Genomic DNA, 26,468 nt, shown 5'->3' with positions numbered 1-26,468 from the left:
AGCGCGGAGGCCGTCCGCGGCGGTGCGTCCGTGCGGAGACCCGGGGGGAGCCACGGGCAGAGGTGCCCGCCGGGACCGACGTCGCCCAACTGGTCCGACAGTCGGACCAGTTCGCGGCGTCCGCCGCCCGAGGGCCCGCGCTCACGACGGGGGCGAAGGTCGGTGTCCCTTCGCGTCCATGTCAGACCCGTCTGGTTGGATGGGCGAAGCATGGGCGGGGAGGGGACACAGATGGTGCGGGTGGGGTTGGTGGCGTACGTGGAAGAGCAACTTGAGCAGGACATCGCGCTGGGGCGGTTGCCGATGAACGGGCGGCTGGCCTCGGAGCGGGTGATGGCCCACTGGTATGGCGTGAGCCGGGGCACGGTGCGCGAGGCCTTGCGACGGCTGGCGGCACGGGGCCTGATTGTGCAGCGCCCCGGGCGCCAGGCACGAGCGGTGGCACTGGACGAATCGCTGACGCTGGAGAACCTGGGCCTGGCGCTGCATGCCGCGCGCTCCGAGGAGAGCCGGCGACTGCTGGAGGGCTTCTTCAGCCTCAAGCGGCAGGTGCTGATGGAGCTCCTGACCGACTGCTGCGCGAACGCCTCCGCGTCGCAGGTGAGCCAGTTGGAGTCCGTCTGTTACGCGCTCTCGGATGCGGCGCACTGGCACTCCGGAGAGCGGTGCGCCCAGTTGGAGTTCGAGTTGCTGAGGCTGGCAGCCCAGGCGGCTGCGCGTCCCGGGCACCTGCTCCTCGTTCAATCGCTGCAACGGGCCTTCAGGGGCATTGGGGCCCGGCTGCTGCCCTTCATGGGCGGCGAAGCCCTGCGCCAGTGGGCCAGGTGCGCGACGCACGCCCTGAGCGATCGCGACGCGCAGACGCTTCAGCAACAGCTGCCGGCCCTGCTGAAGACATGCGATGAGGGCGTGCTCAACCAGTTCGCGCCAGTCCCCCAGGAGACTGTGTCTCCCGAGGTTCACCACGCCCAACAGTGCGTCTGCGGGGCTTCAGCGTCAGTCCCCTACGAGGCCGGTCCTCTTGAGGCACGCCCCTTCGTCGAGGAGCGTGACCTTGGAACCCTCGCACCAGCCGCCGAGCCTACCGAGGCGCAGCTGCTTCCATCCGTTCCGGAGCGTCATCACGGCGAACCTGATGGTGACTGCGTCCGGGAGGCGTGCCTTCAGCCCGGACCTCAGGACCCGCCCCCAGCCATGACCGGACCGGAGGGCTGCGCTCCTGGGGCTGCTTCCTTGCCCACAGCCCGGGAGCCACCTGCTTCGTGCAGACTCAGGCCGCGTCCACGCGCTTGCCGATGCGGGCCCGGCGCGCCTTGCCCAGCACGTGCTTGAGGTATCGGCCGGTGTGGCTGGCCTCCACCTTCGCGACGTCCTCCGGCGTGCCGGTGGCCAGGATGTTGCCGCCGCCCGAGCCGCCCTCCGGCCCCAGGTCGATGAGCCAGTCCGCGCTCTTGATGACGTCCAGGTTGTGCTCGATGACGAGCACGCTGTTGCCCGCCTCCACCAGCCGGTTGAGCACGGACAGGAGCTTGCGGATGTCCTCGAAGTGCAGGCCCGTGGTGGGCTCGTCCAGGATGTAGAGCGTGCGGCCGGTGGCCACGCGCGCCAGCTCGCGCGCCAGCTTGATGCGCTGCGCTTCGCCGCCGGACAGGGTGGGGGAGGGCTGGCCCAGCCGCAGGTAGCCCAGGCCCACGTCGGTGAGCGTGGTGAGGACGCGCAGGATGTCCTTGTGCGCGCCGAAGTGGTCCACCGCCTCGCGCACGCTCAGGTCCAGCGTCTCCGCGATGTTCTTGCCCTTGTAGCGCACGCGCAGCGTCGCTTCGTTGAAGCGCTTGCCGTTGCACACCTCGCAGGGGACGTAGACGTCCGCCAGGAAGTGCATCTCCACCAGCTTCACTCCGTCGCCCTCGCACGCCTCGCAGCGGCCGCCCTTGATGTTGAAGCTGAAGCGGCCCGGGCCATAGCCGAAGGTGCGCGCCTCCGGCGTCATCGCGAAGACCTCACGGATGGCGTCGAACACCTTGGTGTACGTCGCCGGGTTGCTGCGCGGCGTGCGGCCAATGGGCCGCTGGTCGATGTCGATGACCTTGTCCAGGTGCTCCAGGCCCTTGATGGACTTGTGCTTGCCCATGGGCTCGCGGCTCTCGTAGAGCGCGCGCGCCAGGGCCGGGTAGAGGATCTCGTTGATCAGCGTTGACTTGCCCGCGCCGGACACGCCCGTGACGGCCGTGAAGATGCCCAGCGGGATGTCCGCGTCCACGTTCCTCAGGTTGTTCTCCGTCGCGCCCACGATGGAGATCTGATGCTTGGGGTTGGGCTTGCGGCGCGTCTCCGGGATCTCAATCTCCTGGCGCCCGGACAGGTACGCCCCGGTGAGGCTGTTCTCGTCCGCCATCACCTGCCTGGGCGTGCCCTGGGACACCACCTGTCCACCCAGCTCGCCCGCGCCGGGGCCGAAGTCCACCAGGTAGTCCGCCTCCTCCATCGTCTCCTCGTCGTGCTCCACGACGATGACGGAGTTGCCCAGGTCGCGCAGCCGCTTGAGCGTGGACAGCAGCTTGCCGTTGTCGCGCTGGTGCAGGCCGATGGAGGGCTCATCCAGGATGTAGATGACGCCCGTCAGCTCGCTGCCCATCTGCGACGCCAGCCGGATGCGCTGGCTCTCACCGCCGGACAGCGTGGACGCCGTGCGGTCCAGCGTGAGGTAGCCCAGGCCCACGTCCACCAGGAAGGACAGGCGGCTGCGGATCTCCTTGAGCAGCTCCTGGGCGATCTTCTCCTCCTGCGCGCTCAGGCCCATCTGCGTGAGGAAGGTGCGCGCCTCCGTGATGGTCATGCGGCTCAACTCCACCAGCGTGCGCTGGTGCACCTTCACCGCGCGGCTCTCCGGACGCAGGCGCTCGCCCTTGCAGGACGGGCAGGGCTTGTCGCTGAAGTAGCGCTGGAGCTCCGTCTTGCGCGCCTCCGACGTCGTCGTCTTGAAGTTGCGCATGGTGCGGGCGAGCAGGCCCTCCCACTCCATGTCGTACTGGCCGTTGTCGCCCCACTGCACGGTGAAGGACTTGCCCTTCGCGCCGTTCATCAGGACGTCCTTCTCCCGCTTGGACAGCTTCGCGTACGGGACGTCCAAATCAATCTTGAACGCGGTCGCCAGGCTCTCCACGAAGTCCGCCGTCCAGCCCTCGCCGCGGTTCATGCCGCTGGCCCACGGTTCAATCGCGCCGTCGCGGATGCTGCGGCTCTGGTCCGGCACCAGCAGGTCCGCGTCCATCTCCGGACGCGTGCCCAGGCCGTTGCAGTCCGTGCACATGCCCAGCGGGTTGTTGAAGGAGAACGACGCGGGCGTGAGGTCCCCGAAGGACAGGCCGCACGCGGGGCACGCGTTCAGCTCGCTCATCACGCGGTCGGACGCGAGCGTGCCCTTCTCATCCGTGATGATGAGCGTGCCCTTGCCCTCGCGCAGCGCGGTCTCCACGGAGTCCGTCAGGCGCGTGCGCAGGTCCGGCTTCAACACCAGGCGGTCGATGATGAGCGCGATGTCGTGCTTGGACTTCTTGTCCAGTTCGATGCGCTCCTCCAATTCGCGCACCTTCCCGTCCACGCGCGCGCGGGAGAAGCCGCGCTTCTGCGCCTCCGCCAGCAGGTCCTTGTGCTCGCCCTTGCGGTTCGTGACGATGGGCGCCAGCACCTGGAGCTTGGTGCCCGCGGGCAGCTTCATGATCTCATCGACGATCTGCTGCGCGCTCTGCTTGCCCACCTTGCGGCCGCAGTTGGGGCAGTGCTGCACGCCGATGGAGGCGTAGAGCACGCGCAGGTAGTCGTGCACCTCCGTGACGGTGCCCACCGTGGAGCGCGGGTTGTTGCTGGCCGCCTTCTGCTCGATGGAGATGGTGGGCGACAGGCCGCGCAGCGTGTCGTAGCGGGGCTTCTCCATCTGCCCCAGGAACTGGCGCGCGTAGGAGGAAAGGCTCTCCACGTAGCGGCGCTGCCCTTCGGCGTAGAGCGTGTCGAACGCGAGCGAGCTCTTGCCGGAGCCCGACACGCCGGTGAACACCACGAGCTTCTTCTTCGGGATGTCCAGGGAGACGGTCTTGAGGTTGTGCTCCCTGGCTCCACGGATGGAAATGACGTCGGGCTCGGACATGGGGGCGCGCTTTATCACTGAAAGGGTGTTCCGGTGCACGCAAAGGCGCACGCCCGGAGCGGTTCTGAAGCAACACCCGGGAAGCCCGCCCGCATCCCCCGGCCAGACGGGCACGCGGCCGTCCTGCGCGCTCCACTCATCCCTGCTGGAAGTCGCACGGCCCCCGAGGGTGAGGGGTCGGTGTGGCATCGACCGTTTGTGAAGCTTTTGCAGTCGCTTCCACGAAACGTCGAATCTCCTGTTTTACCCGTTAAGGCCCGCATCCCAACGTGGGCGCCTGTTTGCCGTGTTGGCGGCGCGACGGCGCCTCGTTGGGACGTTCAGGCACCAGGGTTGCACCTTTCCACGACGACCGGATCCACGTGCAGGGCTGTGTGGGGGGACACCGGTGCCGTGTGTAGGAAGGACGAGACTCTGTATGCGTGGACTCCGATGGTTGGTGTTGGCGGTGGCGGTGGCGGCGGGGACGGCGTGTGAGCGACCCACTTCACAGCAGGCACGCACGGGGTTCGCCGCGCGGCCGGAGCTCCTGGAGTTCGGCGCCGCCGCGGTGGGCCGCACCAAGGCGATGAAGCTGCGGCTGGCGAACGAGGGGCGCGCGTCGTACCGCGTGGAGGGGGCGCGCTCGTCGCTGCCCAACGTGAGCGTCCCCGCGTTCGAGCCCTTCACGCTGACGGCCGGCGCGGAGCACGAGATTGAAGTGCGCTTCACGCCCGACGTGGAGGGCGCGGTGCAGGGGCAGCTGGAGTTGATGACCGACGCGTCCGGCGGCGCGGCGGCGCAGGTGCCCGTCAGCGGGCGCGGCGTGAAGGCGCTGGTGGAGGTGCCGGAGTCGGCGCTCGACTTCGGCAACGTGAACCTGGGGCTGGTGGAGATGCGCGAGGTGACGGTGCGCAACCCCTCCGACGTGGAGAGCCCGCTGGTGCTGTCGGTGGAGGGCGCGGACGCGGACGAGTTCTCCGCCGGGGTGGGGCTGCCGTCCACGCTGGCGCCGCACGAGACGCGCAAGGTGCCGGTGGCCTTCAGCCCGGTGCGGCTGGGCAACGCGGAGGCGGCGCTGCACGTCGCGGTGTGTGACGGCTGCGAGCCCGCGGTGGTGACGCTGACGGGGACGGGCGTGGCCAGCGCGCTGGAGGTGACGCCGCTGCGCGTGGACTTCGGCCGGGTCGCCGTGGGCGCCACCGCGGAGGAGCGCATCACCGTGCGCAACCAGGGCAACGAAGCGCTCAGCTACAAGGGCGCGGCGCTGCTGGAGGACCCGTCCGGTGTGTTCAAGGTGGTGAGCGCGCCCGCGCTGCCCAACGACGTGCTGCCGCCGGGCGGGGTGGTGGAGCTGCGCGTGGCCTTCACGCCGAAGGGGTTCGGCAAGGTGCGCGACGGCCGCGTGGAGGTGGCCGTGCGCAAGCCGAAGACGACGTCGCCCGGCCCCAAGGTGACGCTGACGGGCGAGGGCGGCGCGTCGTGCGTGGAGGTGACGCCCGCGCACCTGGACTTCGGGCCGGTGGCCTTCGGCATGACGGCCACGCGCGACGTCACCGTGTCCAACCACTGCCGCGAGGAGACGTCCGTCACGGGCCTGCAGCTCACCACGCAGGCGGGCGGCTACTTCACGCTCGCGCAGCCGCCGTCCAGCCAGCCGGTGGCGCCCGGGGGCACGCTGAAGGTGGGCGTCACCTTCAGCCCGCGCGCGGGCGTGGGCAGCGTGAGCAGCGGGCAGCTGGCCGTCACCTCCATGCAGCGCACCTCCAGCGCCACGGACGGCGTGACGCTGACGGGCGAGGGCCGCGCCTTCGCGCCCTGCGAGTACGCGCTGCCCTCGGTGCTGGACTTCGGCCAGGTGCCGGTGGGCTCGGAGGTGGCGCTGGGCGTCACGCTGCGCAACACCGGCACGCAGGCGTGCTTCCTGTCCGCGCTCCAGCTGGCGTCGGGGTCGGATCCGGCCTTCCGCGCGGCGACGGTGGCCAACAGCGTGCTGGAGCCCGGCAAGAAGGCGACGCTCATCGTGCGCTTCCATCCGGCCTCGGAAGGGGAGTTCCAGGGGCTCGCGGAGGGCTGGGTGAGCCACCCCACGCGCGGCCACCCGATGGTGAACCTGGTGGGCCGGGGCGTGCAGGGCTGCTTCTCCGTGCAGCCCACCACGGTGGACTTCGGCATCAGCCGGCTGGCGTGCGGCCCGCGCACCCGCGAGTTCATGGCCTACAACGACTGCCCGGGGGAGGTGAAGGTCGCGGGCATGACGCTGGAGCAGGCGGGGCAGGAGTTCGCGGTGTCCGGCGCGCTGCCGGCCACGATTCCGGCGGGCGGGCGCGTGAAGCTCACCGCGAAGTACGCGCCCGTGGAGGAGGGCGAGGACGCGGCGGCGGTGCGCTTCACGCTGAAGGACGGCGCCGTCTACAACGCGGGGCTCGTGGGGCGGGGGCTGGCGAAGACGGACCAGACGGACCGCTTCGTCCAGGAGGCGGAGGCGCGCGTGGACGTGCTCTTCGTCGTCGACAACTCGGGCTCCATGATGGAGGAGCAGCAGAGCCTGGGGGAGAACTTCGCGGCCTTCCTCTCCGCCGCCACCGCCGCGCAGGTGGACTACCGCATCGGCGTCACCACCACCGGCCTGGACCCTTCCCCCGGCGGCTGGTCCGAGTGCCCCGGCGGCGCGATGGGCGGTGAGAACGGGCGCCTGTTCCCCGTGGACGGCACCAGCCCGCGCATCATCACGCCGGAGACGCCCAACGCGGCCGGCGTCTTCGCCATCAACACGCACGTGGGCGTGTGTCACTGGAACGAGCAGGGCCTGGACGCCGCGTACCGCGCGCTGTCGGATCCGCTGCTCTACAACCTGGACGACCCGCGCACGCCGGAGGCCAACGACGGCAACGGCGGCTTCCTGCGCGACGACGCGAAGCTGGCCATCATCGTGCTGTCGGACGAGGAGGACTTCAGCTCGCAGCCGGTGGCCTGGTACGAAACCTACCTGCTGGCCCTCAAGGGGAACGACCCCACCAAGGTGAGCTTCAACGCCGTGGTGGGCCCGGAGGACCTGTCCAGCTGCACCACCGCCAGCAGCTCCGGCAGCCGCTACATGGAGCTGGCCCACAAGCTCAACGGCGTGGTGGACAGCATCTGCACGCCCAACTGGGCCGCGTCGCTGGAGAAGCTGTCGGAGAGCGCCTTCGGCCCCAACCGCACCTTCTCCCTGTCGGAGCTGCCCGCGGACCCGGGCGCCCTCGTGGTCCGCGTGGACGGGGCGCCGGTGACGGACGGCTGGGCCTATGACGCGCGCGCCAACGCCGTCATCTTCGAGCGCCTGCGCGCCCCGGCTCCCGGCGCCGTGGTGGAAATCACCTACCCGCTGGGCTGCCCGTAGCCAGGGCGGCCATTCGTCCGTCACCGGAAAGTGCCGGTGGGGGATGACTCGACAGCGCGAGGCGGGAGGCTTTGAGTGAAGGACATGCCGCAGGACTCCCTCCTCGTCGCCGCGCTGGGTGACATCCATGGCCGCTTCCACCGGGTGGAGGCGTGGCTGGACGCGCTGGAGCAGGCGCGCGGCCGCCGGGTGGACTTCGTGCTGGCGGTGGGGGACGTGGAGGCCTTCCGCCGCGCGGACGACCACCGGCGCAAGGCCGCCAAGCGCGCCATGCCCGCGGAGTTCGCCGAGTACGCGGACGGCGTGCGCCGCGTGAAGCGGCCGCTGTACTTCATTGGCGGCAACAACGAGGACTTCGAGGCGCTGCACGACCTGCCTGACGGCGGGGAGCTGGCCCCGGACGTCCACTACCTGGGCCGCGCGGGCCTGCGCACCCTGGGCCCCCTGCGCGTGGCCTACCTGTCCGGCATCCACGCGCCGCGCTTCATCGACCAGCCGCTCAAGCGGCCCACGTCGCTGGATACGGCGAAGCAGGCGGGCTACTTCCGCACGCCGGAGGTGGAGCAGGTGGCCGCGGCGCGCGACGTGGACCTGCTGCTGGTGCACGAGTGGCCCCGGGGCATCGTGCAGCGGGCCCGCGAGGAGCGGCTGGCCCCCGCGCGCCCCCTGCCGTCGCCGTGGATCGGCAACCCGGTGACGCGCAAGCTGGTGGACACGGTGCACCCGAAGTGGGTGCTCTGCGGCCACTCGCACAAGCCCTTCGCGGTGGCGCTGGAGGCCCACGGGCGCACGACGTCGCGCGTGGCGTGCCTGGATCAGGCGGCCCGGCCGGAGACCGCCGTCTTCTGGCTGGAGTTCGAGGGCCGCGAGGCCCAGCGCGCCGGCTGGGGCGTGACCGGCGTCGCCTCCTGGCAGGCCGGGCAGCGCTGGGGGCTGCACACGCTGCCGCTCCCCGAGCCAGAGCCGGACGGGACGGGCAGCGTGCCCGTGGACAACGGCGCTACAGCTTGACGACGTCCACGCCCTTGCGCGGCAGCTCCACGCGGAACTCCGTGTAGGGCCCGCTGCCGGAGAGCACCTCCACGCCGCCCTGATGCGCGTGGATGATCTGCTGGACGATGTAGAGCCCCAGGCCCAGTCCCTCTCCCCGGCCCCGGCGCTGGTTGCCGCCCCGGAACGGGTCGAAGAGGACGGGCAGCAGGTCGGGCGGGATGACGCCCACGTTGGTGATGGTGAAGCGCAGGGCGTCGTCGCGCGTGCCGTCCACGCGGATGCGCACGGGCTCCGCGGCGTCGCCGTGCTGGAGCGCGTTGCCAATGAGGTTGGACGCCACCTGCGCCAGCCGGTCCCCGTCCCAGTCCCCTACGAGGTCGCCGTCCTGCTGCACCTCGATGCGGTGGCGGGGCCACGCCGTCTGGTGCTCCTGCACCATGCGCTGCACCAGCTGCCCGAAGTCCGTCTCCCCCCGGCGCAGCGGGATGCCGCCCGCGAGCCGCGCGCGCGCCAGGTCCAGCACGTCTTCAATCATGCGGCTCATGCGCTTGCCGGCGGTCATCATCCGCGTGGCCGTCCTCTTCACGACCTCGTCGTCGGAGCGGCGCTGGAGCAGGTCCGCCGCGGTGAGGATGGCGGAGAGCGGGTTGCGCAGGTCGTGGCCCAGGACGGCGGTGAACATCTCGTTGAGGCGCAGGGTCTCCGCGAGCGTGTCCAACTGCTGCGCCAGTTGCTGCTTCTGGCGGTGCACCTGGAAGAAGACCTCCGCCTTGCTGCGCAGCGCCCGCGCCTCCAGCGGCTTGTAGAGGAAGTCCACCGCGCCCGCCTCGAAGCCCTTGAACGTGCGCCGCGGGTCGCCCGTGCCCGCGGTGACGAAGATGATGGGCACGTCCCGGGTGCGCTCGGAGCCGCGCATCAGCTCCGCCAGCTCGAAGCCGTCCATCTCCGGCATCTGCACGTCCAGGAGCGCGAGCGCGAACTCGTGTTGCAACAGCAACTCCAGGGCCTCCGCGCCGGAGCGGGCGCAGTGCACCTCCACGTCATCGCGCCGCAGCACGGCGGAGAGCGCGAGGAGGTTCTCCTCCAGGTCATCGACGAGCAGGCACTTCACCCGGGAGGCCACGGACGGGGGCTCCTTGCTGAGAACAGACAGGTCAGATAGCACCGCCATCTCCCCATGCCCGGAAGACGGCGGGCATCTGTTCAAGAGGAAGCACGAAATCCACCGGCCCGGCCGCGCGCGCCGCCGCGGGCCTCGTGGCCGCACGCGGGGTGTCAGGCTCTTGCACCCCGGTGACGCCGCCGCCGATGCGACTGGACGCGGGCGTGTCTAGAAGGCGCCCGACAGGCCCACCATCTGGCTGCCCACCATCGGGTTGAGCGACACCGAGGACACCTGCTTGGGGGTTGGCGCAGCGTCGTCGTCCACGCGGCCGTGCAGGAGCAGGGGCACGGCGAGGCCGAACGCGGTGCCCATCACGGCTCCGGTGAGCACGTCGGTGAGGTAGTGCTTGTCCGCGCCCATGCGCAGCAGGCCCACGGACGCGGCGAGCGGCAGGCCCACGCCCCAGATGAGCTCCTGGTGCTTGTAGCCGCGCATGGAGGCGACGGTGCCGGCGGACACGACCAGCGAGAAGGCCAGGTTGGTGTGGCCGCTGTAGAAGGACAGGTTGTTGTCGGTGGGGTGCGCGGTGAGGCCCTTGGCCTCTTCCGGAAGGACGTGGACGAAGGGGCGCTCGCGGCCCAGGGTGAACTTCACCGCCTGGTTGGCGACGGACGCGAGCACGGCGCTCTGCACCATGATGGTGGCGTCCTGGGCGAAATACTCACGGGACGCGCCGCTGCCGTGGCCCACGGCGTACTGGGTGCCCAGCATGGCCAGCGGCAGGCCCGCGAACCCGATGATGTTGCTCCAGGTGTCCGCGCGCTTGCGGGACGCCTCCGTGTTGCCCGCGATGCCGCGGCCCCACCGGTCCAGGCGGTTGAGCCGGTCGGTGCCGTCCGGCGCGCGGTCGCACCAGCGGCACTGCGCCGGAGCCAGGTCGTCCTTGAACACCGACTCGCTGGAGATCCACAGCACGCCGGCGGTGCCGGTGATGATGCCGTCGCGGGTCCAGTCGAAGCGCAGCGCGCGCGGGGCATCGGAGGTGTCCTGCGCGGCGGCGGGCGACAGCGGCGCCAGCAGGAGCAGACAGAAGGCGGCCAGGGTCCGGTAGGAGGCAGGCATGGGGCGGGGGAGCATAAGGGCGCTCCACCCCTTCACGGCAATCCGGACGCACGGGTTCAGCGGACTTCCCGGGTTCTGGAGGACAGCAGGCGGGCGGACAACGGGCCAGGGTGTGGGAATGCCTCGAAAGGAGCATGAAAACGGCGCCCCTGGCCGTTCTAGAGTCCTCGCCCCCGCATGCCCCGCCCTGGCCGCACACTCCACGTCTTCCCCGATGCCGCGCGCCGCCAGGCTGCCCTGCGGGCGGAGCAGCGTGCGCGGGGCATCGCCGTGGGGACCCACCTGCTCACGTGGGACGACTTCGTCCATGCGCTGGGCGGGGCGCGCGAGCTCAACCGTCGGCCCTGTCCCGCGATGACGGCCCGGGCCGTGGTGGCGGGCCTGGGCGGCACGCTGGGGCCCACGCCGTTCGGCGACTACGTGCGCGAGCCTGCCTTCGCCCGCGCCGCCGCGGACGTGCTGCTGGACCTGAAGGCCGGACGGCTCTCTCCGCGTGAGCTCCAGGACGCCGCGGAGGTGCTGCCGCCGGAGCGCCGCACCCGCGCGCGCGTCCTCGCCCGGCTCTATCACCTGTACGAACAGCGCCTCGCGGAGCTGGGGCTCGCGGACCGCGAGGACGTGCTCCGGGGCGCGCGCGAGGCGCTGGACCGGGGCGCGTGGCCCACGGGCTGGGACGGCGTGACGGGGCTGGTGCTCCACGGCGTCTACGACGTGCGCCCGTCGAAGCTGGAGCTGCTGATGGGCCTCGCCGCGGCATGCGAGGCTCGGCGCGTGTCGCTGCGCGTGGAGACACCGGTGGGTGGCTCGCCGGTGGCGGACGCGGCGCTCGCGGCGCTGTTCCGCGCGTTCGAGAACCGGGGCGAGACCATGCCCCACGTCGACCTCTTCAAGGCGGACGTCACCTTCGAGGGCCGGCCCTTCACGGACCTGGGCCGGCACCTGTTCTCGCCCCGCGCGGCGCGCGACGTGCTCAAGGGCGCGGTGGACGGGCTGGCCGTGTGGAACGCGACGTCCGCGCGCGAGGAGGCCCGCGTGGTGGCCCGCGACGTGCGGCGGCTCATCGACGCGGGCAGTGCTCCGGGCGACATCGCCATCGCGTACCGCGACCTGGGCCCGGAGGCGGGCTGGCTGGCGGAGGCGCTGGGAGACCTGGGCGTGCCGGTGCGGCTGCCCTGGGGTGAGCCGCTCGCGCTCGCGGGGCCCGTGCGGCTGGCGCTGGAACTGCCGGTGCTGACGGAGGATGGCTTCCCGGCGGAGCGCGTGGCGGAGCTCGTCTCCAGCCGCTACGTGCCGTCGCTGTCGCGAGGAGGCCCGGATGCGCCCGCGACCCTCTTCGCGCTCGCCGCCGCGCGGGACGACCGCCTGGGCGCGACGCGAGGCAAGGGCGCCTACGACGTGCGCCTGGACGGGCTCGCGCGCCGGATGGCCGCGCAGGGCGGCAAGCGCAAGGAGGACGCGGGCAAGGTGATGGCCGTGCGCGCGCTGCGCGACCGCGTGATGCGGCTCATCGACGAATGCCGCCACATCCCCCAGGAGGCCCCGGCCGCGGAGTCCGTCGCCGCGTGGTGGAAGGTGGTGGAGCGGCTGGGCCTGCTCGACTCCGCGGGGCCCCTGGAGGCGAAGGAGGCCGGCACGCTGGGCGCGCGCATCGAGGACGCGAGGGCCCGGGACGACGCGGCGCTCGCGGCCTTCCGCCAGCGGATGGAGGCGCTGCTGCGCTCGCTGCGCGCCGTGGGCGGAGGCCCCCGCATCACCCGGCGCGTGCTGGGCCGGTGGCTCGCGGACGCGCTGCGCGACGTGCACCTGCCCGCGCGAGGCCCCTCCACGGGCGCGGTGGAGGTGCTGGACCTGGCCGACGTGCCGGGCCGCAACTTCCGCCACCTCTTCGTCGCCGGGCTCACGGAGGGCCGGCTCCCCGGGCGAGATCCGCCGTCGCCGCTCTTGGGTGACGCGGAGCGCGTGGCGCTCAACCAGCACCTGACCCGCGATGTGTTCCGCCTCACCGGCGGCGAGTTCGACGACCGCGCGCCCTGGCGCCTCACCGAGGACCGGCTGCTCTTCGCCAGCGCGCTCGCGGCGGCGGAGGGCACGTTGAGCCTGTCGTTCGCGGTGAAGGCCGCGGGCGGGCAGGAGCAGGTGCCGTCCGCGTTCCTGGAGGAGGTGCGCAGGCTCACCGGCCACAAGTGGGCCACGCGCACGCTGCCTCCGGTGCTGCCGCTGGACGAGGTGCTCACGCCGTCGGAACTGCGGCGCACCGTGGCGCTGGAGGCGCTGGCGGGCCTGTCGTTCCCCACCTTGCGCGTCACGGAGCCGGACCCCGCGGGACAGCTGCTCAAGGACCGCTTCGGCACGGACGACTGGTTCCGCACCGCGAGAGAGCTGGCCCACATGGAGGCCGCGCGCCTGCGCTTCTTCGGCCGCGAGGACGAGCTGCCCGGCGAGTTCACCGGCGGCGTGCAGGGCCCCCAGCTGGAGCAGAAGCTGCGCGAGACGTTCCACTTCGGCCTGGAGCGTCCGCTGTCCGCGAGCGCCCTGTCGAAGTTCGGCAACTGCGGCTTCCAGGGCTTCATCGCGTACGGCCTGAAGGTGGCCGAGCCCGTGGTGGCCAGCGAGGAGTTCGACGCCCGGGGCCGCGGCACCTTCTGGCACCGCGTGATGGAGGAGGTGTTCCAGGCGCTTAAGGAGAAGAAGCTCCTGGGGCAGGCGCCGGAGGACATCCCCGACGACGTGCTGGAGAAGGCGGTCAAGAAGGCCAGCCGCCACTTCGCGGAGCTCAACCACGTGGGCCACCACGAGCTGTGGAAGCTCGCGGGCGAGAAGGCCCACGCGATGGTCCGGCGCATCCTCACGGACCAGCGGCGGGGCCTGCCCTTCGACCCGCTGGTGCCGGAGGGCTTCGAGCTGCGCTTCGGCCCGGCCGCGGAGGACAAGCGCTGGAGCGACGTGAAGCTGATGGTGGCGGAGGACGCCATCGTCTTCGAGGGGCAGATCGACCGGCTGGACACGGCCGGCACGGAAGTGGGCGTCATCGACTACAAGACGGGCCGCCTGGACAAGCGCACGCTGAAGGAGAACCTGCTGCGCTCCGACTTCCAGCTCCCGCTCTACCTCTACGCCGCGCGCGAAGCGGGCCACGTGGGCGCGAAGAACGCGGCGTGGTTCTCGCTGCGCACGGGTGACGCCATCCACCTGTCCGCCGTGCTGCCGCCCGCGGAGCTGGAGGACCTGCTGTCCACCGACCCGGAGGTGCGCCAGCGCGTGGCGGAGGCCGCCGGCCTCAACCTGCCCAACGCGGTGGAGGACCTGGTGCGGCGCTTGCGCAAGGGTGACTTCCCGGCGCGGCCCAACGACTGCGGCAAGTGCGGCTACCGCGCGGTGTGCCGCATCACCGAGCGCCGCATCTCCGACGAGGGGAGCGGATGAGCGACACCACGCCCCACATGCTCGCGCTGGAGAAGAACCTGGCCCTGATGGCGGGTGCCGGCGCGGGCAAGACGTACAGCCTGGTGACGATGACGCTGCACCTGTTCGCGGGAGCGCGGCAGGCGGAGCCGCTGCGTCCATCCCGGCTGTGCATGCTCACGTTCACGGACAAGGCCGCCGCGGAGATGCGCAAGCGCGTCCGCGAGCGCCTGGACGCGCTGGCCCAGGGCGACGTCCCGCACGACGCGGAGAAGGACCTGCGCGCGTCGCTCGCGAGGCTGGAGCGCCCGTTCCCCACGCAGGACGCCTGGCGCAAGGTGCGCGAGGAGCTGGGCGCCGCGACGGTGGGCACGTTCCACTCGCTCTGCGGTCAGCTCCTGCGCCGCGCGCCGCCCGCGGTGGGCATCGATCCCGCCTTCGAGGTGCTGGACGAGCTGGAGGCCGCGGGCCTGCTGGAGGACGTCACCGAACGCGTGGTGCTGGACGCGCTGGAGGGCGGCGACGCGCGCGTGCGCGAGCTGTGCGCGGAGCTGGGCTTCTCCGGCTCCGGGTTCTCCGACGGCCTCGTGGCCGCGCTGATGGACGTCTACGGCAAGATGCGCGAGGAGGGCCTCAAGGCCGCCACGGCGCGCGTGGGCGACGGCGTGGCGGACAAGGCGCAGCTCGAAGCGCTCATCGAGGACTGCCGCCGCCTGTGCCTGGAGGCCCGCGCCCAGGACACCAAGGGCGAGTGGAGCACCCTCCTGAACGCGTGCGAGCCCCCGTTGAAGGGGATGACGCCGGACACGTTCATGCAGCCGGGCCACTTCCCGACGCTGCGCAACGTGCTGCTGTCGGAGCCGCGCAACCTGGTCAACCTGCGCAAGGGCGCGGGCGCGTGCCTGAAGGAGCTGCTCTGGAAGGTGAAGGGCAAGAGCGACGGCTCCGTGCGGCGGCTGGAGGATGCCTATGCCGCGTGGCGCACGGCACCGTTCGAAGCGACCTTCCGCGACCTCTTGAGCCAGGTGGAGGCCCGGCACGACGCGGAGCTGACCCGGCGCAACGTGTTCGACTTCACCTCGCTGCTGGTGAAGGCGCGCGACCTGCTGCGCGACCATCCGGAGTTCCGTCAGCAGGTGCAGGAGCGGCAGGGCGCGCTGCTGGTGGACGAGTTCCAGGACACCAACCGGCTGCAATTGGAGCTGGTGCTGCTGTTGTCGGAGCAGCGCGAAGGCGGCCCGCGCGAGCTGGCGCCGGACGCGGACCTGGTGGCCGCGCTGCCCCTGGAGCCCGCGTTCCTGTGCGCGGTGGGCGACCGCAAGCAGTCCATCTACGAGTTCCGTGGCGCGGACGTGTCCGTGTTCAAGGTCCTGGCGGACAAGATTGAAGCCGAGGGCGGCATGCGCGGCTTCCTCCAGAACAACTACCGCTCCCTGCCGGGCGTCCTGTCCTTCTTCAACCGCGCGTTCGCCGGGTTGCTCGTGGCGAAGGAGGCGACGCCCCGTCCCTTCGAGGTCGTCTACGAGCCCCAGACGGACGACCTGTCCCCCACGCGCCCGGAGCTGGCCGAAGGGCCCGTGGTGGAGCGGCTCACGTTGCCGGAGGCCGACACGGCTCCGGAGCTGCGCGAGTACGAAGCGGACGCGGTGGCCCGCAGGCTGCGGGTGATGCTCGCGCCGGGCGCTCCGCCGACGGTGATGGCGGAGGACAGGAAGGGCCTGCGTCCCGCGCGCGGCGGCGACGTGGCCATGCTCTTCCGGACCTTCACGCACCTGGAGGAGTACCGGCAGGCGCTGATCCGCCACGGCGTGCCGCACCGGGTGCTGCGCGGCCGGGGCTTCTACGGGGCCCAGGAGGTTCGCGACCTCGCCTCGTTGCTGGCGCTGCTCGCGGACGCGGACGACGCGCTGGCGTTCGCCGCGGTGCTGCGCTCGCCGCTGGTGGGCCTGTCGGACGCGTCGCTGTTCCGGCTCGCGGGGGACCTGCCGCTGTCGCTCGGCTCGCCCCGGCTGGTGGATCCGGAGGTCCGCGCCGCCATGTCAGCGCGAGAGCAGTCGCGGCTCGCGCGCTTCCTGGAGCTCATCCCCGTGCTGCGGCGGGAGCGCGACCGGCTGGGCGTGCATGCGCTGCTGCAGGCGGCGCTGGAGGCGACGGGGTACCGCGAGGCGCTGGCGGGCTCACCCTACGCGGAGCAGGCGAGCGCCAACGTGGAGAAGCTCCTGTCGCTGGCGGCGCGCAGGGACGAGCGCGGCACGGGAGGCTGCGTGGCCTTCGCGCGCGAGCTGCGCCAGCTGGCGGACTCCGACCCCAACGAGGCGCAGGCGGACCTGCTGGATGAAGGGGATCCGCGCGCCGTGCAGCTGCTCACCATCCACCGCGCCAAGGGCCTGGAGTGGCCCGTGGTCGTGGTGCCCGGCATGGGCGGCCGGCGGCGCACCACCACCGCCCGGGCGTACTTCGAGCGGTCCTTCGGCCTGGCCCTGCGGCCCTGGATGCCGGACTCGCTGGACACCTTCACCTCCGAGCGCTTCGAGGCCGTGCGCGCCGAGCTGAAGGCCCGCGAGGACGCCGAGTACCTGCGCCTGCTCTACGTGGCCCTCACCCGCGCGAAGGACCTGCTCGTGCTGTCGGGCGGCGAGGAGAAGCGCGCGGGCACCGATACGTGGTGGCACCGCGTGGACCGCCGGCTGGACGTGGATCCGGACCTGCGGGCGCTCGCCCTCGACGTGGACGTGGAGCAGCTGCCGCCCCCCGCGGATCCGGAGCCGCCCACGCAGGAGCAGCTCGAACAGGCGCGGATCCGCATCGAGTCCGCGCTGGAGCGCATGTCCGACGAGGCGCTCGGAGCCGGAGCCGCGCTGTTCACCGACGCACCGGTGGTCGCCACGGCGCGCGCGGTCCAGGACTTCCTCACGTGCCCGCGCCGCTACCATCACCTCCACCGGCTGGGGCTCCCCGTCGGATCCGAGCCCTGGGAGGCCCCGGCACGCGCCGCGCCCCTCTTCATGGAAGCCGACGGCTGGCTGCCCGTGGAGCGTCCGGACCAGCTCGTCACACGGTTGTTGCGTGAGGTGGACCTGTCGCTCGCGGGGCCGGACGCGGAGGCCTCCGAGCGGCGCGCGCACCTGGAGAACCTGCTGCGGACCGCGGGCCGGGATCCGGAGGAGGACGACCTGGGCGGCGTGCTGTCCACCGTGGAGTGCTTCCTGGGCACGACCTTCGCGCGCCAGCTCGCGGCGGCGCCCGCGTCCTCCATCCACCGGGGCCTGGACTTCGTGCTGGACCTGGATGACGGCGCCAGCGTGGAAGGGGCGGTGGACCTGCTCTGGGAGTCACCGGACGGCGAGGCCGTGGCGGTGCTCCTGCGCCCGGGCGCCCGCCACCCCCTGGGCCCGGCCGCGTGCGCGCACGAGCTGACGGCCCTGCGCCTGGCCGCGGCCCGGATGGTGCGTGACGGGGTGCCGGTGCGGGTGGGCGTGGCCTTCCTGGGGGACGCGTCCCCGGAACCGGAATTCCTCCCGGCCGGATCCGCCGACGCCGGGGCGGTGCGCCGGCTGGCCGAGGGCGTCCGGGCCCTGGCCCGGGCGGAATCCACCGGGGCATGGCCGGGGTGGGACAAGGCAGCCTGCCAGGCCCTTCACTGCGGCTTCGCGGAACACTGTCACCCGGCCCCTCCCGCGTGCTAAGCGGCGGGCACCATGCCGAACGTCGTCGTCATCGGAGCGCAGTGGGGAGATGAGGGGAAGGGCAAGGTCGTCGACCTTCTCACCGAGCACGCCCAGGTGGTCGTCCGTTTCCAGGGCGGCAACAACGCGGGCCACACGCTGGTGGTCGGGGGGCAGAAGACCGTCCTGCACCTGATCCCCTCGGGCATCCTTCACCCGGGCAAGACGTGTGTCATTGGCAACGGGGTGGTGGTGGATCCCGCCGTCCTCGTCGGGGAGATCGACGCGCTCAAACCGCGCGGCTTCCTCAAGGATGACGCGCAGCTGCTCATCTCCGACAACGCCCATGTCATCTTCCCGTGGCACAAGCTGCTGGACAGCTTCCGTGAGAAGGCCCGCGGCGGCAGCGCCATCGGCACCACGGGGCGGGGCATTGGTCCGGCCTATGAAGACAAGGTCGCCCGCCGGGGCATCCGCGTGCGCGACCTGCTCCACCCGGAGCGCCTGCGCCGCCGCATCGACGAGCGCCTCCCCGCCGCGCTGGAGGAGCTGAAGGACCTCTGCGCCCAGGCCGGCGTGGACGTGCCGCGCCTGGAGACGCCGCAAGTGCACGCGGAGTTCTCCGCCCTGGGCGAGCGGCTGCGCCCCTACGTGCACGACGTGTCCCTCTTCCTCTCCGAGCAGGTCCGCCGCGGCGCCCGCATCCTCTTCGAGGGCGCGCAGGGCACGCTCCTGGACGTGGACCACGGCACCTACCCGTTCGTCACCAGCTCCAACTGCGTGGCGGGCAACGCCGCGGTGGGCTCGGGCCTGGGGCCCACGGCCATCGACAAGGTGATGGGCATCAGCAAGGCGTACACCACGCGCGTCGGCGGAGGCCCGTTCCCCACGGAGCTGAGCGACGAGCTGGGGGACCGGCTGCGCAAGGTGGGCGACGAGTTCGGCGCCACCACGGGCCGCCCGCGCCGCTGCGGCTGGCTGGACGGCGTGGTGCTGCGCTACGCGGTGCGCGTCAACGGCCTCTGGGGCCTGGCGCTCACCAAGCTGGACGTGCTCAGCGGCATCAAGACGCTCAGCATCTGCAACGCGTACGAACTGGACGGCCAGCGCGTCACGGAGCTGCCCGGTGACTACGAGGACCTGGCGCGCGTGAAGCCCATCTACGAGTCGCTGCCCGGCTGGGATGAGAAGCTCGCGGGCGTGCGCACCTTCGACGAGCTGCCGGAAGCCGCCAAGCGCTACGTGCGCCGCGTGGAAGAGGTCAGCGGCGTGCCCGTGGTGTGCGTCTCCGTGGGCGCCGACCGCGGCGAGACGGTGCTCCTGCAGAACCCCTTCCGCAGCTAGGAAGGACGCAGGACGAAGTGGTCCTGGCCCGCCGGGGGCCAGGACGGGAGAGGGACATGGTTCGCACGCGCAGGTTCCAGCTCGGGGTCTCGGCGGTGGTGTGGCTTGGCACGATGGCGGTGCCGGCCCAGGCGCAGGTACACCCCCCGGCCACCGACACGAAGCCCGCAGCCCCTGCCGCGCGCGCGCCGGGCCCGGCCACCGACACGAAGCCCGGCCCCGCGGAAGCCCTGCCCCAGCGCACGTCGCAGGCGGTGCTGGCGGCCACGCGGATCCGCGACGGGGACGCGCTGATGCGCGAGCGGCGCTACCGCGAGGCGGCCTTCGCCTTCCTCGACGCGGAGCACGCGGCCCCGGATCACGTGGAGGCCCGCTTCAAGCTGGGCAACGCGCTGGCGGTGCTCGGCTACTACGCGCGCGCCATCGAGGAGTGGGAGACCGCGTCGCGCCTCACCCAGGACGCCGCCATCCGCCAGAGCGCGCAGGACAACATCACCCGGGCGCGCGTGAAGCAGGCGGAGGCCGGTGCGTCGCCGCAGGACGTGGGACAGCCGCCGGGCTCGGGTCCGGTGGCGGACACGACGCGGGCCCAGGCGCGCCGCGCCTACGAGCAGGGCGTCCAGCACATCAGCCAGCGCGCCTACGCGCCCGCGCTCCAGACGCTGACGCAGGCCCTGCAGCAGGAGCCGCTCCTGACCGTGGCGTACATCGCGCGGGGCAGCGCCAACATCGGGCTGCGGCGCTACGCGGAGGCCGCGGCGGACTACCAGTTCGCGCTGAAGCTGGAGCCGGACTCGGCCTCGCCGCTGTACGGCCTCGCGGAGGCGTACCGCGCGCTGGGCCGCAACCTGGAGGCGCGGGAGCTCTATGAGCGCTACGCCCGCTCCACCGCCGCGGACGTGCGCCCCGAGCTGAAAGAGGAGTCCCGCCAGAAGGCCGAGCGCCTGCGCTGACCGCCTGCCTGGTGGCCAGACGAGCATCGCCAGAGGGGCTGTCCGGCCCACTATTTTGAAGGGCATGGACCGACGCGATCCGACGGTGGAGGGGAAGCAGTCGCAACAGGTCTTTCGTCCTCGCAAGGTGCTCGCCGCGCTGATGGCCGCGGCAGGCCTGTTATGGCTGGGCGTCTTCGCCTGGCTGTTCCACTTCGACGGCGTGCCGCTGCAGACGTTCCTGTCGGCGGCCTTCTTCGTCGTCTTCTTCGCGGTGGCCGTCGCCTACTACGGCCGCACCCGCATCGAGGTGGACGCCCGGGGCATCACCTGCCGCGGCATGGTGCGCACCCGGCGCTTCTCCTTCGCGGACATCCGCAAGCTGGACGTGCTCCCAGGGCCGGTGACGGTCTACGCCATCCGGGGCAGCAAGGGCTTCGTGCACTTCACCAGCTTCTTCCGTCACCACCGGTATCTGGCCCGGCTCCTGGTGGAGCGCGCAGGCCTCTCGCCCCTGCCGGCGTAGCACGCCCCGCTTCAGCCGGCCGCCGCCAGCAAGGAGGCGACGAGCAGGGCACCCGTGGCCAGCGCGACGGCCCCGGCGATGATCCACCCCTCGCGCCGCCGTGGCTTCCCTTCGGGAGGCCGCGGCGTTTCCGTTCCGGCCAGCGCCTCCACGGCGGCCACGGGCTGGGGCACGGGCGCGGCGTCCCCTGAAGCCTCATCGAACGCCGCCTGGAAGCGGAGCAGCGAGCGCCCCAGCTCCACGACGTCTCCGTCCGTCAGCGGTCCGGGGGCCTCCAGGCGCACGCCATTGAGGAACACGCCGTTGGGGGTCCCCAGGTCCTCCAGCACGAAGCCCGAGTCCTCACGGCGGATCCGCGCGTGCATCCGGGACACGGCCCGGTCGCGCAGCCGCAGGGCCACGCCGTCGCCCCGGCCGATGTCCGTGTTCGCCTCCGCGAGCGCATGGCTGCGGCCCACGTCCAGTCCGGTGAGGCAGGTGAGGGTGGCGGCGCGGGACGGCGGGGCTTCCGCGTCCGTGAGCAGGCCCTTGAGCACCGCGACCGTGCCCACGCCGCGCTCGGGGGCGCTGGGCTCGGCGAGCACGCGCAGGCACATGCCGTCCGGCAGGCCCAGCACTTCACCGGGCACCACCAGGCGCGACACGCCGGGCAGCACGCGCACCGCGTTCACGGTGAAGCTGCGCACCGCCTCCACCATGAGCCGGCCGGAGTCGATGCGCAGGGTCAACAGCCCTGGAGGCAGGCCCTCCAGGTGGATGTGATCCTCGGGGCCACCGCCCAGCAGGTGGTGGCCCTCGGTCAGCTCGAACGGGGTGGGGGTGCCCAGGTGCTCGAATTCGAAGCGCATGCGGACGCCCGGCAGCAAGCCTCACGCCTGCCACCGGACGTCGCGTTTTCGCGAGGTTGCCCCCAGGCTCCCATCCATCCCCGGCCTCCCATGTCCGGAGGCCGGGACGGCGGTGCCCCTGGCTTCTGTCTAGAAGGTGGCACCCAGGTTGATGGTGCCCACGTAGCGTCCGCCGCTGCTGAACGTCTCGTCACCGCCCAGGTCCACGTCGGACGGCGGCACGGTGAGGGCGAACTCCTGGTCGAACAGGAAGTTGTAGTTCACGCGCGCGTCCGCGGTGAAGCTGCCCAGGTGCAGGCGCAGGCCCGCGCCCACCGGTACGTTGCCCACCGTGTCGTCCTGGAAGCCCGGGGCGAAGGCGCGCACGTTGTAGCGGCTCAGGCCCACGCCGCCCATGATGTACGGCTGGATGGGCGTGGCCGTCAGGCCCAGCGTCACCGCCGCCTGCGCGCCGTTGCGCACGATGTCCGGCCCGTTGGCGTTCGTCGCCAGCACGCTGCCGGTGTTGAACTCGCTGATGGCGCCCGTGTAGCCCAGCTCGAGGCCGAGCACGTTCGTGGGCTTGATGGCCACCGTCACGCCGTAGGCCAGGCCTGGATCAATCTGGTCGCGGAGCCCGCTGGTGTAGCCCTCCACACCGCCGCCCACGAGGAACGTCAATCCGCGCATGTCCGCGGACCTGCGCAGCTCCGTCGAGGCCGCCTGTGCGGAGCCCGCCGCCAACACCGCCACCGCCGCCGCGCCAGCCAACAATCCCTTGCTCATGTGGTCCCCTCCCTGTGTTGGACCGAAAAGTGGGGTGTCCTTTCGTCCATGCCAACCGGGCCTCGGGGGCCCGCTGGCTCGGCCGCCCTCCCTTGCGGACGGGTTGCCCATGCACAGGAAAGGCGTTGCCCCGGGAGTGGAAGAACGCTTCCTGGAAGACGGGGAAGGGTAGACTCCGCGCCTTCGATGCGCCTCCGCTCCCTTGTCCTCGTCCCGCTGCTGTCCTCCGTCCTGTTCGTCGCCGGTGCGTGCCGCGATGAGCAGGCGGGTCCCGCCCACCGCGCGCCCAGGCTGCCCGCGCCCACGACGCCGCGGACGCTCGACGCGGCGCCGGAGGGTTTGACCTTCAGGAGCGGCGCCACCTTCGCGGGCGGCGCCATCGTCTACCTGGGCTCGCGCGTGACGCCGGAGCGGCCCACGCCGGGGCAGCCCGTGCGGATCGCGCACTACTTCCAGGCGGTGCGTCCGCCGCCGCAGGACTTCCACTTCTTCGTGCACGTGGTGGATCCGGACAGCGGCCAGATGCTGGCCAACGCGGACCACGAGTTCCAGGACGGGGCCGCGCCGCTGGAGACCTGGCCCGTGGGCAAGGTGCTGGAGGACGTGCACACCGTCGCCATGCCGTCCGTGCCGGCCCGTCTGGTGATGGGCTTCTGGCGCGGCGACGAACGACTCTCCGTGGATGATCCGCGCATGCATCAGGGTGACAACCGCGTGCGCGGCCCGCTCCTGGGCGGTGAGCCTCCCTCGCTACCGGAGTACACCGTCACGCGAGTGAAGAAGGCGCCGGTGCTCGACGGCGCGCTGGACGACGAGGCCTGGAAGGGCGCGAAGCCGGTGACGCTCGTGGGCAGCTTTGACGGCCGGCCTGGACGGCTGCGCACCCAGGCCCGCCTCGTCTACGACGACGCGAACCTGTACGTGGCCTTCGACGTGGAGGACCCGGACATCTGGGGCACGCTGCGCAACCGCGACGACTCCATCTACGAGCAGGAGGTCGTGGAGGTGTTCCTCGACGCGAACGCGGACGGGCGCACGTACAACGAGCTGGAGGTGTCCCCCCACAACGTCATCTTCGACGCGTACTTCCCCGCGCGGCGCCAGGGCATGGACCTGTCGTGGGACTCAGGGATGAAGACGGCGGTGAAGGTGCGCGGCACGCTGGACGACGCGTCCGACCGCGACGAGGGCTGGACGGTGGAGCTGGCCATCCCGTTCAACCGGCTCGCGGAGGTGCCGCACATCCCGCCCCAGCCGGGCGAGCGCTGGCGCTTCAACCTCTACCGGTTGGAGCACCACGACCGCCGGCAGGTGGAAGGCCAGGCCTTCTCCCCCCTCTTCATCGGAGACTTCCACGCCCTGCCGCGCTTCGCGTGGCTCGTCTTCCAGTAGGCGGGAGCGTCAGGCGTGGGGTGAGATGTCCCACGGCGCGTCCGCGACGGAGCGCTCCGCCGGATCGCCCAGGAAGCGCACGAAGCCCCGGGACTCCAGCGTGTCGACGAGCTCCTCGGCTTCCAGTTCGGAGAACCGGTTCTCCCTCATGTCGAGCAGCATGTCGCGCATGAGGGACTTGCCGCGCAGATAGCCCACGGGCTCGCCCGGTCCAAGTCGTGCCTTCAGGTCGGCGGTGAGTTTCCGCAGATCAAGATCATCGGAGATCATCACCGCTCAAGCTGGGCCTGCCCCCCACTCCCGGCAACGGGGAGGGGGCGGAATCCGGACGCGGCAGGAAGGACACCAGCCGGACGTCCTGACCGTCGCTCTCCAGGGTGATGGCGCCGTCCTGGTCGGTGCGCCAGCACTCGGTGCCCAGGGCGCGGTAGCGCGCCTCCACCTCCGGATGGGGAAAGCCGAAGCGGTTGCGCCGGCCCACGCAGAAGACCGCGTGACGTGGCCGCGTGCGCTCCAGGAGCGACGCGGTGGACGACGTGCGCGAACCATGGTGCGGCACCTTCAACACCGTCACCGGCCCCAGCGCCTCCTCCAGCGCGGCCTCGCCGTCCGCCTCCACGTCGCCAGCCAGCAGTACGGTGACGTCGCCATGGCGCACGCGCAGCACCACGCTCCGGTCGTTCGCGCCCTCCATCAACTCCCGGTCCACCGGAGGCCCCAGCACCTCCAGCGTCGCCTCACCCAGGGCGAACGCGGGCTGCCCCACCTGCACCTCCTCCACGAGGGCGCTCTTCGCGGCCGCGACAATCCGCCGGGACAGCGGCCCCTCAGTGGTCCCAGCTGAAAGCCACAGGCGTTCGGTGGGCACCTGGGCCAGGGTCGACACGAGTCCGAGCGCATGGTCCGGATGCGGATGGGAGAGCACCGCGAGGTCCAGCCGCGACACGCCATCGGACTTGAGGAAGGGCAGGACGAACCGCTCCCCGGTGTCCGAGCCCTCCGGGACGCCGCCCGCATCCACCAGCGCATGGTGCCCCCGCGAGCGCAGCACCACCGCATCCCCCTGGCCCACGGAGAGGAAGGTGATCCGCAGCGCCGGCTCCGGAGTGAGCACGGGCAGCAGCAAGGCCCCCAGCACCGCCCCCGGAACGAGCACGCCCAGCCATCGCCAACGTCCCGAGCCGAGCGCCCAGCCTCCCAATCCCATCGCGTACGCCCCGCCGAGCCACGGTCCCAGCCCCGGCACCTCCACCGCGGCGAAGGGCACGGCCGCGAAGCCCCGCGTCAGCATGAGCAGAAGCTCCGAAGCCCAGGCCCCCGCCCACAGCACCGGCGTTGCCACGACAGGCGCCACGACGAACAGGGCCGCGCCACCCGCCGCGAGCCCGGTGAGCACGCCACACAGGGGCAGGGCGACGATGTTGGACACGAGCCCCGCCAAGCTCACCCGGCCGAACGCCGCCGCCACCACGGGCAGTCCCACGAGCGTCGCCGCCGCGCTGGCGCACAAGGTCTGAGCCACCGTCTCACGAGCCTGGCCGGTCCATCGCTTCAGCCGCCGGGGCTCGGACGGATCCGGCGGGGCGAGGGGCAGGGCCTCGCGCAGCGCGGGCGACAACAACACGAGTCCCAGCACCGCGAGGAACGACAGGCGGAGCGACAGGTCCACGACGCTGGAGGGCGTCCAGGCCACCAGCACCAACGCCGCGAGCGACAGTCCATTGAGCCCATCCGCGCGCCGCCACAAAGCCAGCCCCAGCAGCACCGCCGTGGCCATCACCGCCGAGCGCACCGCGGGCGCCTGATTGCCCGTGAAGAGCACGTAGGCCCAGACGAAAGGCACCGCCGCCGGGGCCGCCCACCGGCGCGCCTCCAGCGTCCGCCAGCGCCCGCCCAGCCGCACCAGGCCCCGCCTCAGCAGGGCCAGCGTCATCAGCGCGAGCGCGGCCACGTGCAGTCCGCTGACGCTGAGCACGTGCGCGAGCCCCGCCCGCGAGAAGGCGTCCTCCCAGGCCGCGTCCAGGTCCGCGCGCTGTCCGGCGGCCAGCGTGAGGAACAGGGCCGCCGCGTCCGCGGAAGGCGCCACGCCGTGCACCGCCGTCGTCAGCCGTCCGCGCACGTCCTCCAGCGCGAGCCGCCACGCAGGGGCAGGGGAGAGCGCCAGCACCCGTCCCGGCACGAAGCCTCCCGTGAAGGCCACGCCCTGCCGCCGACGCGCCGACGCGAAGTCCCGCTCGCCCGGGTTGGAGGGAGGCGCATCCGGCGCGAGCCGGGCCTCCACCCGCACGCGCTGCCCGGGTTGCAATTCCAGCCCCTCACCGCGCCCGGAAAGGCTGGCACGGAAGCGGGCCGTGACTGGTGGCTCTGGAAGGAGCCCGGCACGGGACACCGCGAGCCGCAGGCGGAGGGCACCGTCGAAGCGCTCCACGCGCTCCAGCTCTCCTTCGAGGACCGCGCTGCCTCCGTCCCTCAACGAAGGAGGCACCTCGACGCGGGCCTCGAAACCGGAAAGCCCCGCGCCCGTCAGGACCAGCGCGCCCAGCACCGCCAGATGCGCTCCAGGCAGCGGGCCGAGCGCCATTCCAGACAGTCCCAGACAAAGCGCGCAGAGGAGAAATACCCCGGCGGAGCTCTCTGTTCCGGTTGCCCAGAGGGCGCCGAGCAAGAGGCTCAGCGCTGGAAAGAACAACGGACGCGTACCCAGGTCGCGCCACGCATAACGAACCAACACCCACCCCCACCCACCGCCCTGTCCGTCACGCGGCGCTCACACACCGAGCGACACCGCACACAAAACCGGACACCGTAGTGCGGCTGTCATCGGGTGGTCAAGGCGATTTCGTTGCCCGTGGATGTGGTTTGTGGTAGT

At 72.0% G+C, this 26,468-nt stretch carries 16 protein-coding genes; 9 read left to right on the top strand and 7 right to left on the bottom strand.

What is annotated here, in order from left to right; translation table 11 throughout:
• The first annotated feature begins 231 nt into the window (after positions 1-231).
• Positions 232-1,332: a FadR/GntR family transcriptional regulator gene (locus tag AABA78_RS02115; protein WP_338261395.1), complete on the top strand. Its 1,101-nt coding sequence runs from the start codon at positions 232-234 to the stop codon at positions 1,330-1,332.
• On the opposite strand, the gene uvrA is transcribed toward AABA78_RS02115, so the two are convergent.
• Positions 1,271-4,144: an excinuclease ABC subunit UvrA gene (uvrA, locus tag AABA78_RS02110; protein WP_171418476.1), complete on the bottom strand. Its 2,874-nt coding sequence runs from the start codon at positions 4,142-4,144 to the stop codon at positions 1,271-1,273. The two genes, AABA78_RS02115 and uvrA, sit on opposite strands and share 62 nt — an antisense overlap.
• Positions 4,145-4,562: 418 nt before the next feature.
• Between uvrA and AABA78_RS02105 the strand changes: the two genes are divergently transcribed.
• Both AABA78_RS02105 and AABA78_RS02100 read left to right on the top strand, forming a co-directional pair.
• On the top strand, positions 4,563-7,505 hold the full coding sequence (locus AABA78_RS02105; protein WP_338261394.1) for a choice-of-anchor D domain-containing protein: 2,943 nt from the start codon (positions 4,563-4,565) through the stop codon (positions 7,503-7,505).
• Between the two features lie 84 nt (positions 7,506-7,589).
• Positions 7,590-8,516 carry a metallophosphoesterase family protein gene (locus AABA78_RS02100; protein ID WP_338261393.1) on the top strand — a complete coding sequence of 309 codons (927 nt, stop codon included), beginning with the start codon at positions 7,590-7,592 and terminating at the stop codon, positions 8,514-8,516.
• On the opposite strand, the gene AABA78_RS02095 is transcribed toward AABA78_RS02100, so the two are convergent.
• Positions 8,506-9,621 (bottom strand): hybrid sensor histidine kinase/response regulator, encoded by a 1,116-nt coding sequence (locus AABA78_RS02095; RefSeq protein WP_338261392.1) that lies wholly within the window; start codon positions 9,619-9,621, stop codon positions 8,506-8,508. The genes AABA78_RS02100 and AABA78_RS02095 overlap by 11 nt on opposite strands.
• A 207-nt stretch (positions 9,622-9,828) precedes the next feature.
• Positions 9,829-10,740 carry a phosphatase PAP2 family protein gene (locus tag AABA78_RS02090; protein WP_338261391.1) on the bottom strand — a complete coding sequence of 304 codons (912 nt, stop codon included), beginning with the start codon at positions 10,738-10,740 and terminating at the stop codon, positions 9,829-9,831.
• Positions 10,741-10,902: 162 nt separating this feature from the next.
• Here AABA78_RS02090 and AABA78_RS02085 point away from each other — a divergent pair, with 162 nt between their 5' ends.
• The 5 genes from AABA78_RS02085 (at position 10,903) to AABA78_RS02065 (ending at position 20,594) form a co-directional block, all read left to right on the top strand.
• Positions 10,903-14,148: a PD-(D/E)XK nuclease family protein gene (locus AABA78_RS02085; RefSeq protein ID WP_338261390.1), complete on the top strand. Its 3,246-nt coding sequence runs from the start codon at positions 10,903-10,905 to the stop codon at positions 14,146-14,148.
• Positions 14,145-17,813, top strand: a complete 3,669-nt coding sequence (locus AABA78_RS02080; protein ID WP_338261389.1) for a UvrD-helicase domain-containing protein — start codon at positions 14,145-14,147, stop codon at positions 17,811-17,813. The genes AABA78_RS02085 and AABA78_RS02080 overlap by 4 nt, the downstream gene beginning before the upstream one ends.
• A gap of 12 nt (positions 17,814-17,825) precedes the next feature.
• The gene (locus AABA78_RS02075; protein ID WP_338261388.1) at positions 17,826-19,136 is read left to right on the top strand and encodes an adenylosuccinate synthase; all 1,311 of its coding nucleotides are present in this window, start codon (positions 17,826-17,828) and stop codon (positions 19,134-19,136) included.
• A 56-nt stretch (positions 19,137-19,192) separates the two neighbouring features.
• Positions 19,193-20,089 carry a tetratricopeptide repeat protein gene (locus AABA78_RS02070; RefSeq protein WP_338261387.1) on the top strand — a complete coding sequence of 299 codons (897 nt, stop codon included), beginning with the start codon at positions 19,193-19,195 and terminating at the stop codon, positions 20,087-20,089.
• Positions 20,090-20,231: 142 nt separating this feature from the next.
• Positions 20,232-20,594: a PH domain-containing protein gene (locus tag AABA78_RS02065; RefSeq protein ID WP_370469443.1), complete on the top strand. Its 363-nt coding sequence runs from the start codon at positions 20,232-20,234 to the stop codon at positions 20,592-20,594.
• An 11-nt stretch (positions 20,595-20,605) separates the two neighbouring features.
• Here the strand turns inward: AABA78_RS02065 and AABA78_RS02060 are convergent, their stop codons facing one another.
• The gene (locus AABA78_RS02060; RefSeq protein ID WP_338261386.1) at positions 20,606-21,442 is read right to left on the bottom strand and encodes an FHA domain-containing protein; all 837 of its coding nucleotides are present in this window, start codon (positions 21,440-21,442) and stop codon (positions 20,606-20,608) included.
• Positions 21,443-21,571: 129 nt separating this feature from the next.
• Positions 21,572-22,207 (bottom strand): outer membrane beta-barrel protein, encoded by a 636-nt coding sequence (locus AABA78_RS02055; protein ID WP_171413035.1) that lies wholly within the window; start codon positions 22,205-22,207, stop codon positions 21,572-21,574.
• Between the two features lie 186 nt (positions 22,208-22,393).
• Here AABA78_RS02055 and AABA78_RS02050 point away from each other — a divergent pair, with 186 nt between their 5' ends.
• The gene (locus AABA78_RS02050; protein WP_171413034.1) at positions 22,394-23,599 is read left to right on the top strand and encodes a carbohydrate-binding family 9-like protein; all 1,206 of its coding nucleotides are present in this window, start codon (positions 22,394-22,396) and stop codon (positions 23,597-23,599) included.
• Between the two features lie 9 nt (positions 23,600-23,608).
• Here the strand turns inward: AABA78_RS02050 and AABA78_RS02045 are convergent, their stop codons facing one another.
• Positions 23,609-23,869: a hypothetical protein gene (locus AABA78_RS02045; protein WP_120530179.1), complete on the bottom strand. Its 261-nt coding sequence runs from the start codon at positions 23,867-23,869 to the stop codon at positions 23,609-23,611.
• Entirely contained in the window at positions 23,856-26,180 is a 2,325-nt protein-coding gene (locus AABA78_RS02040; protein ID WP_338261385.1) for a DNA internalization-related competence protein ComEC/Rec2, read from the bottom strand. Before AABA78_RS02040 ends, AABA78_RS02045 begins: the two co-directional genes overlap by 14 nt.
• Positions 26,181-26,468 lie beyond the last annotated feature (288 nt).

The sequence above is a fragment of the Corallococcus caeni genome (assembly GCF_036245865.1).
In the GTDB taxonomy this organism is placed as follows: domain Bacteria; phylum Myxococcota; class Myxococcia; order Myxococcales; family Myxococcaceae; genus Corallococcus; species Corallococcus caeni.
Note: the sequence above shows the minus strand (reverse complement) of the source record. Positions and strands in the feature narration are given on the sequence as shown.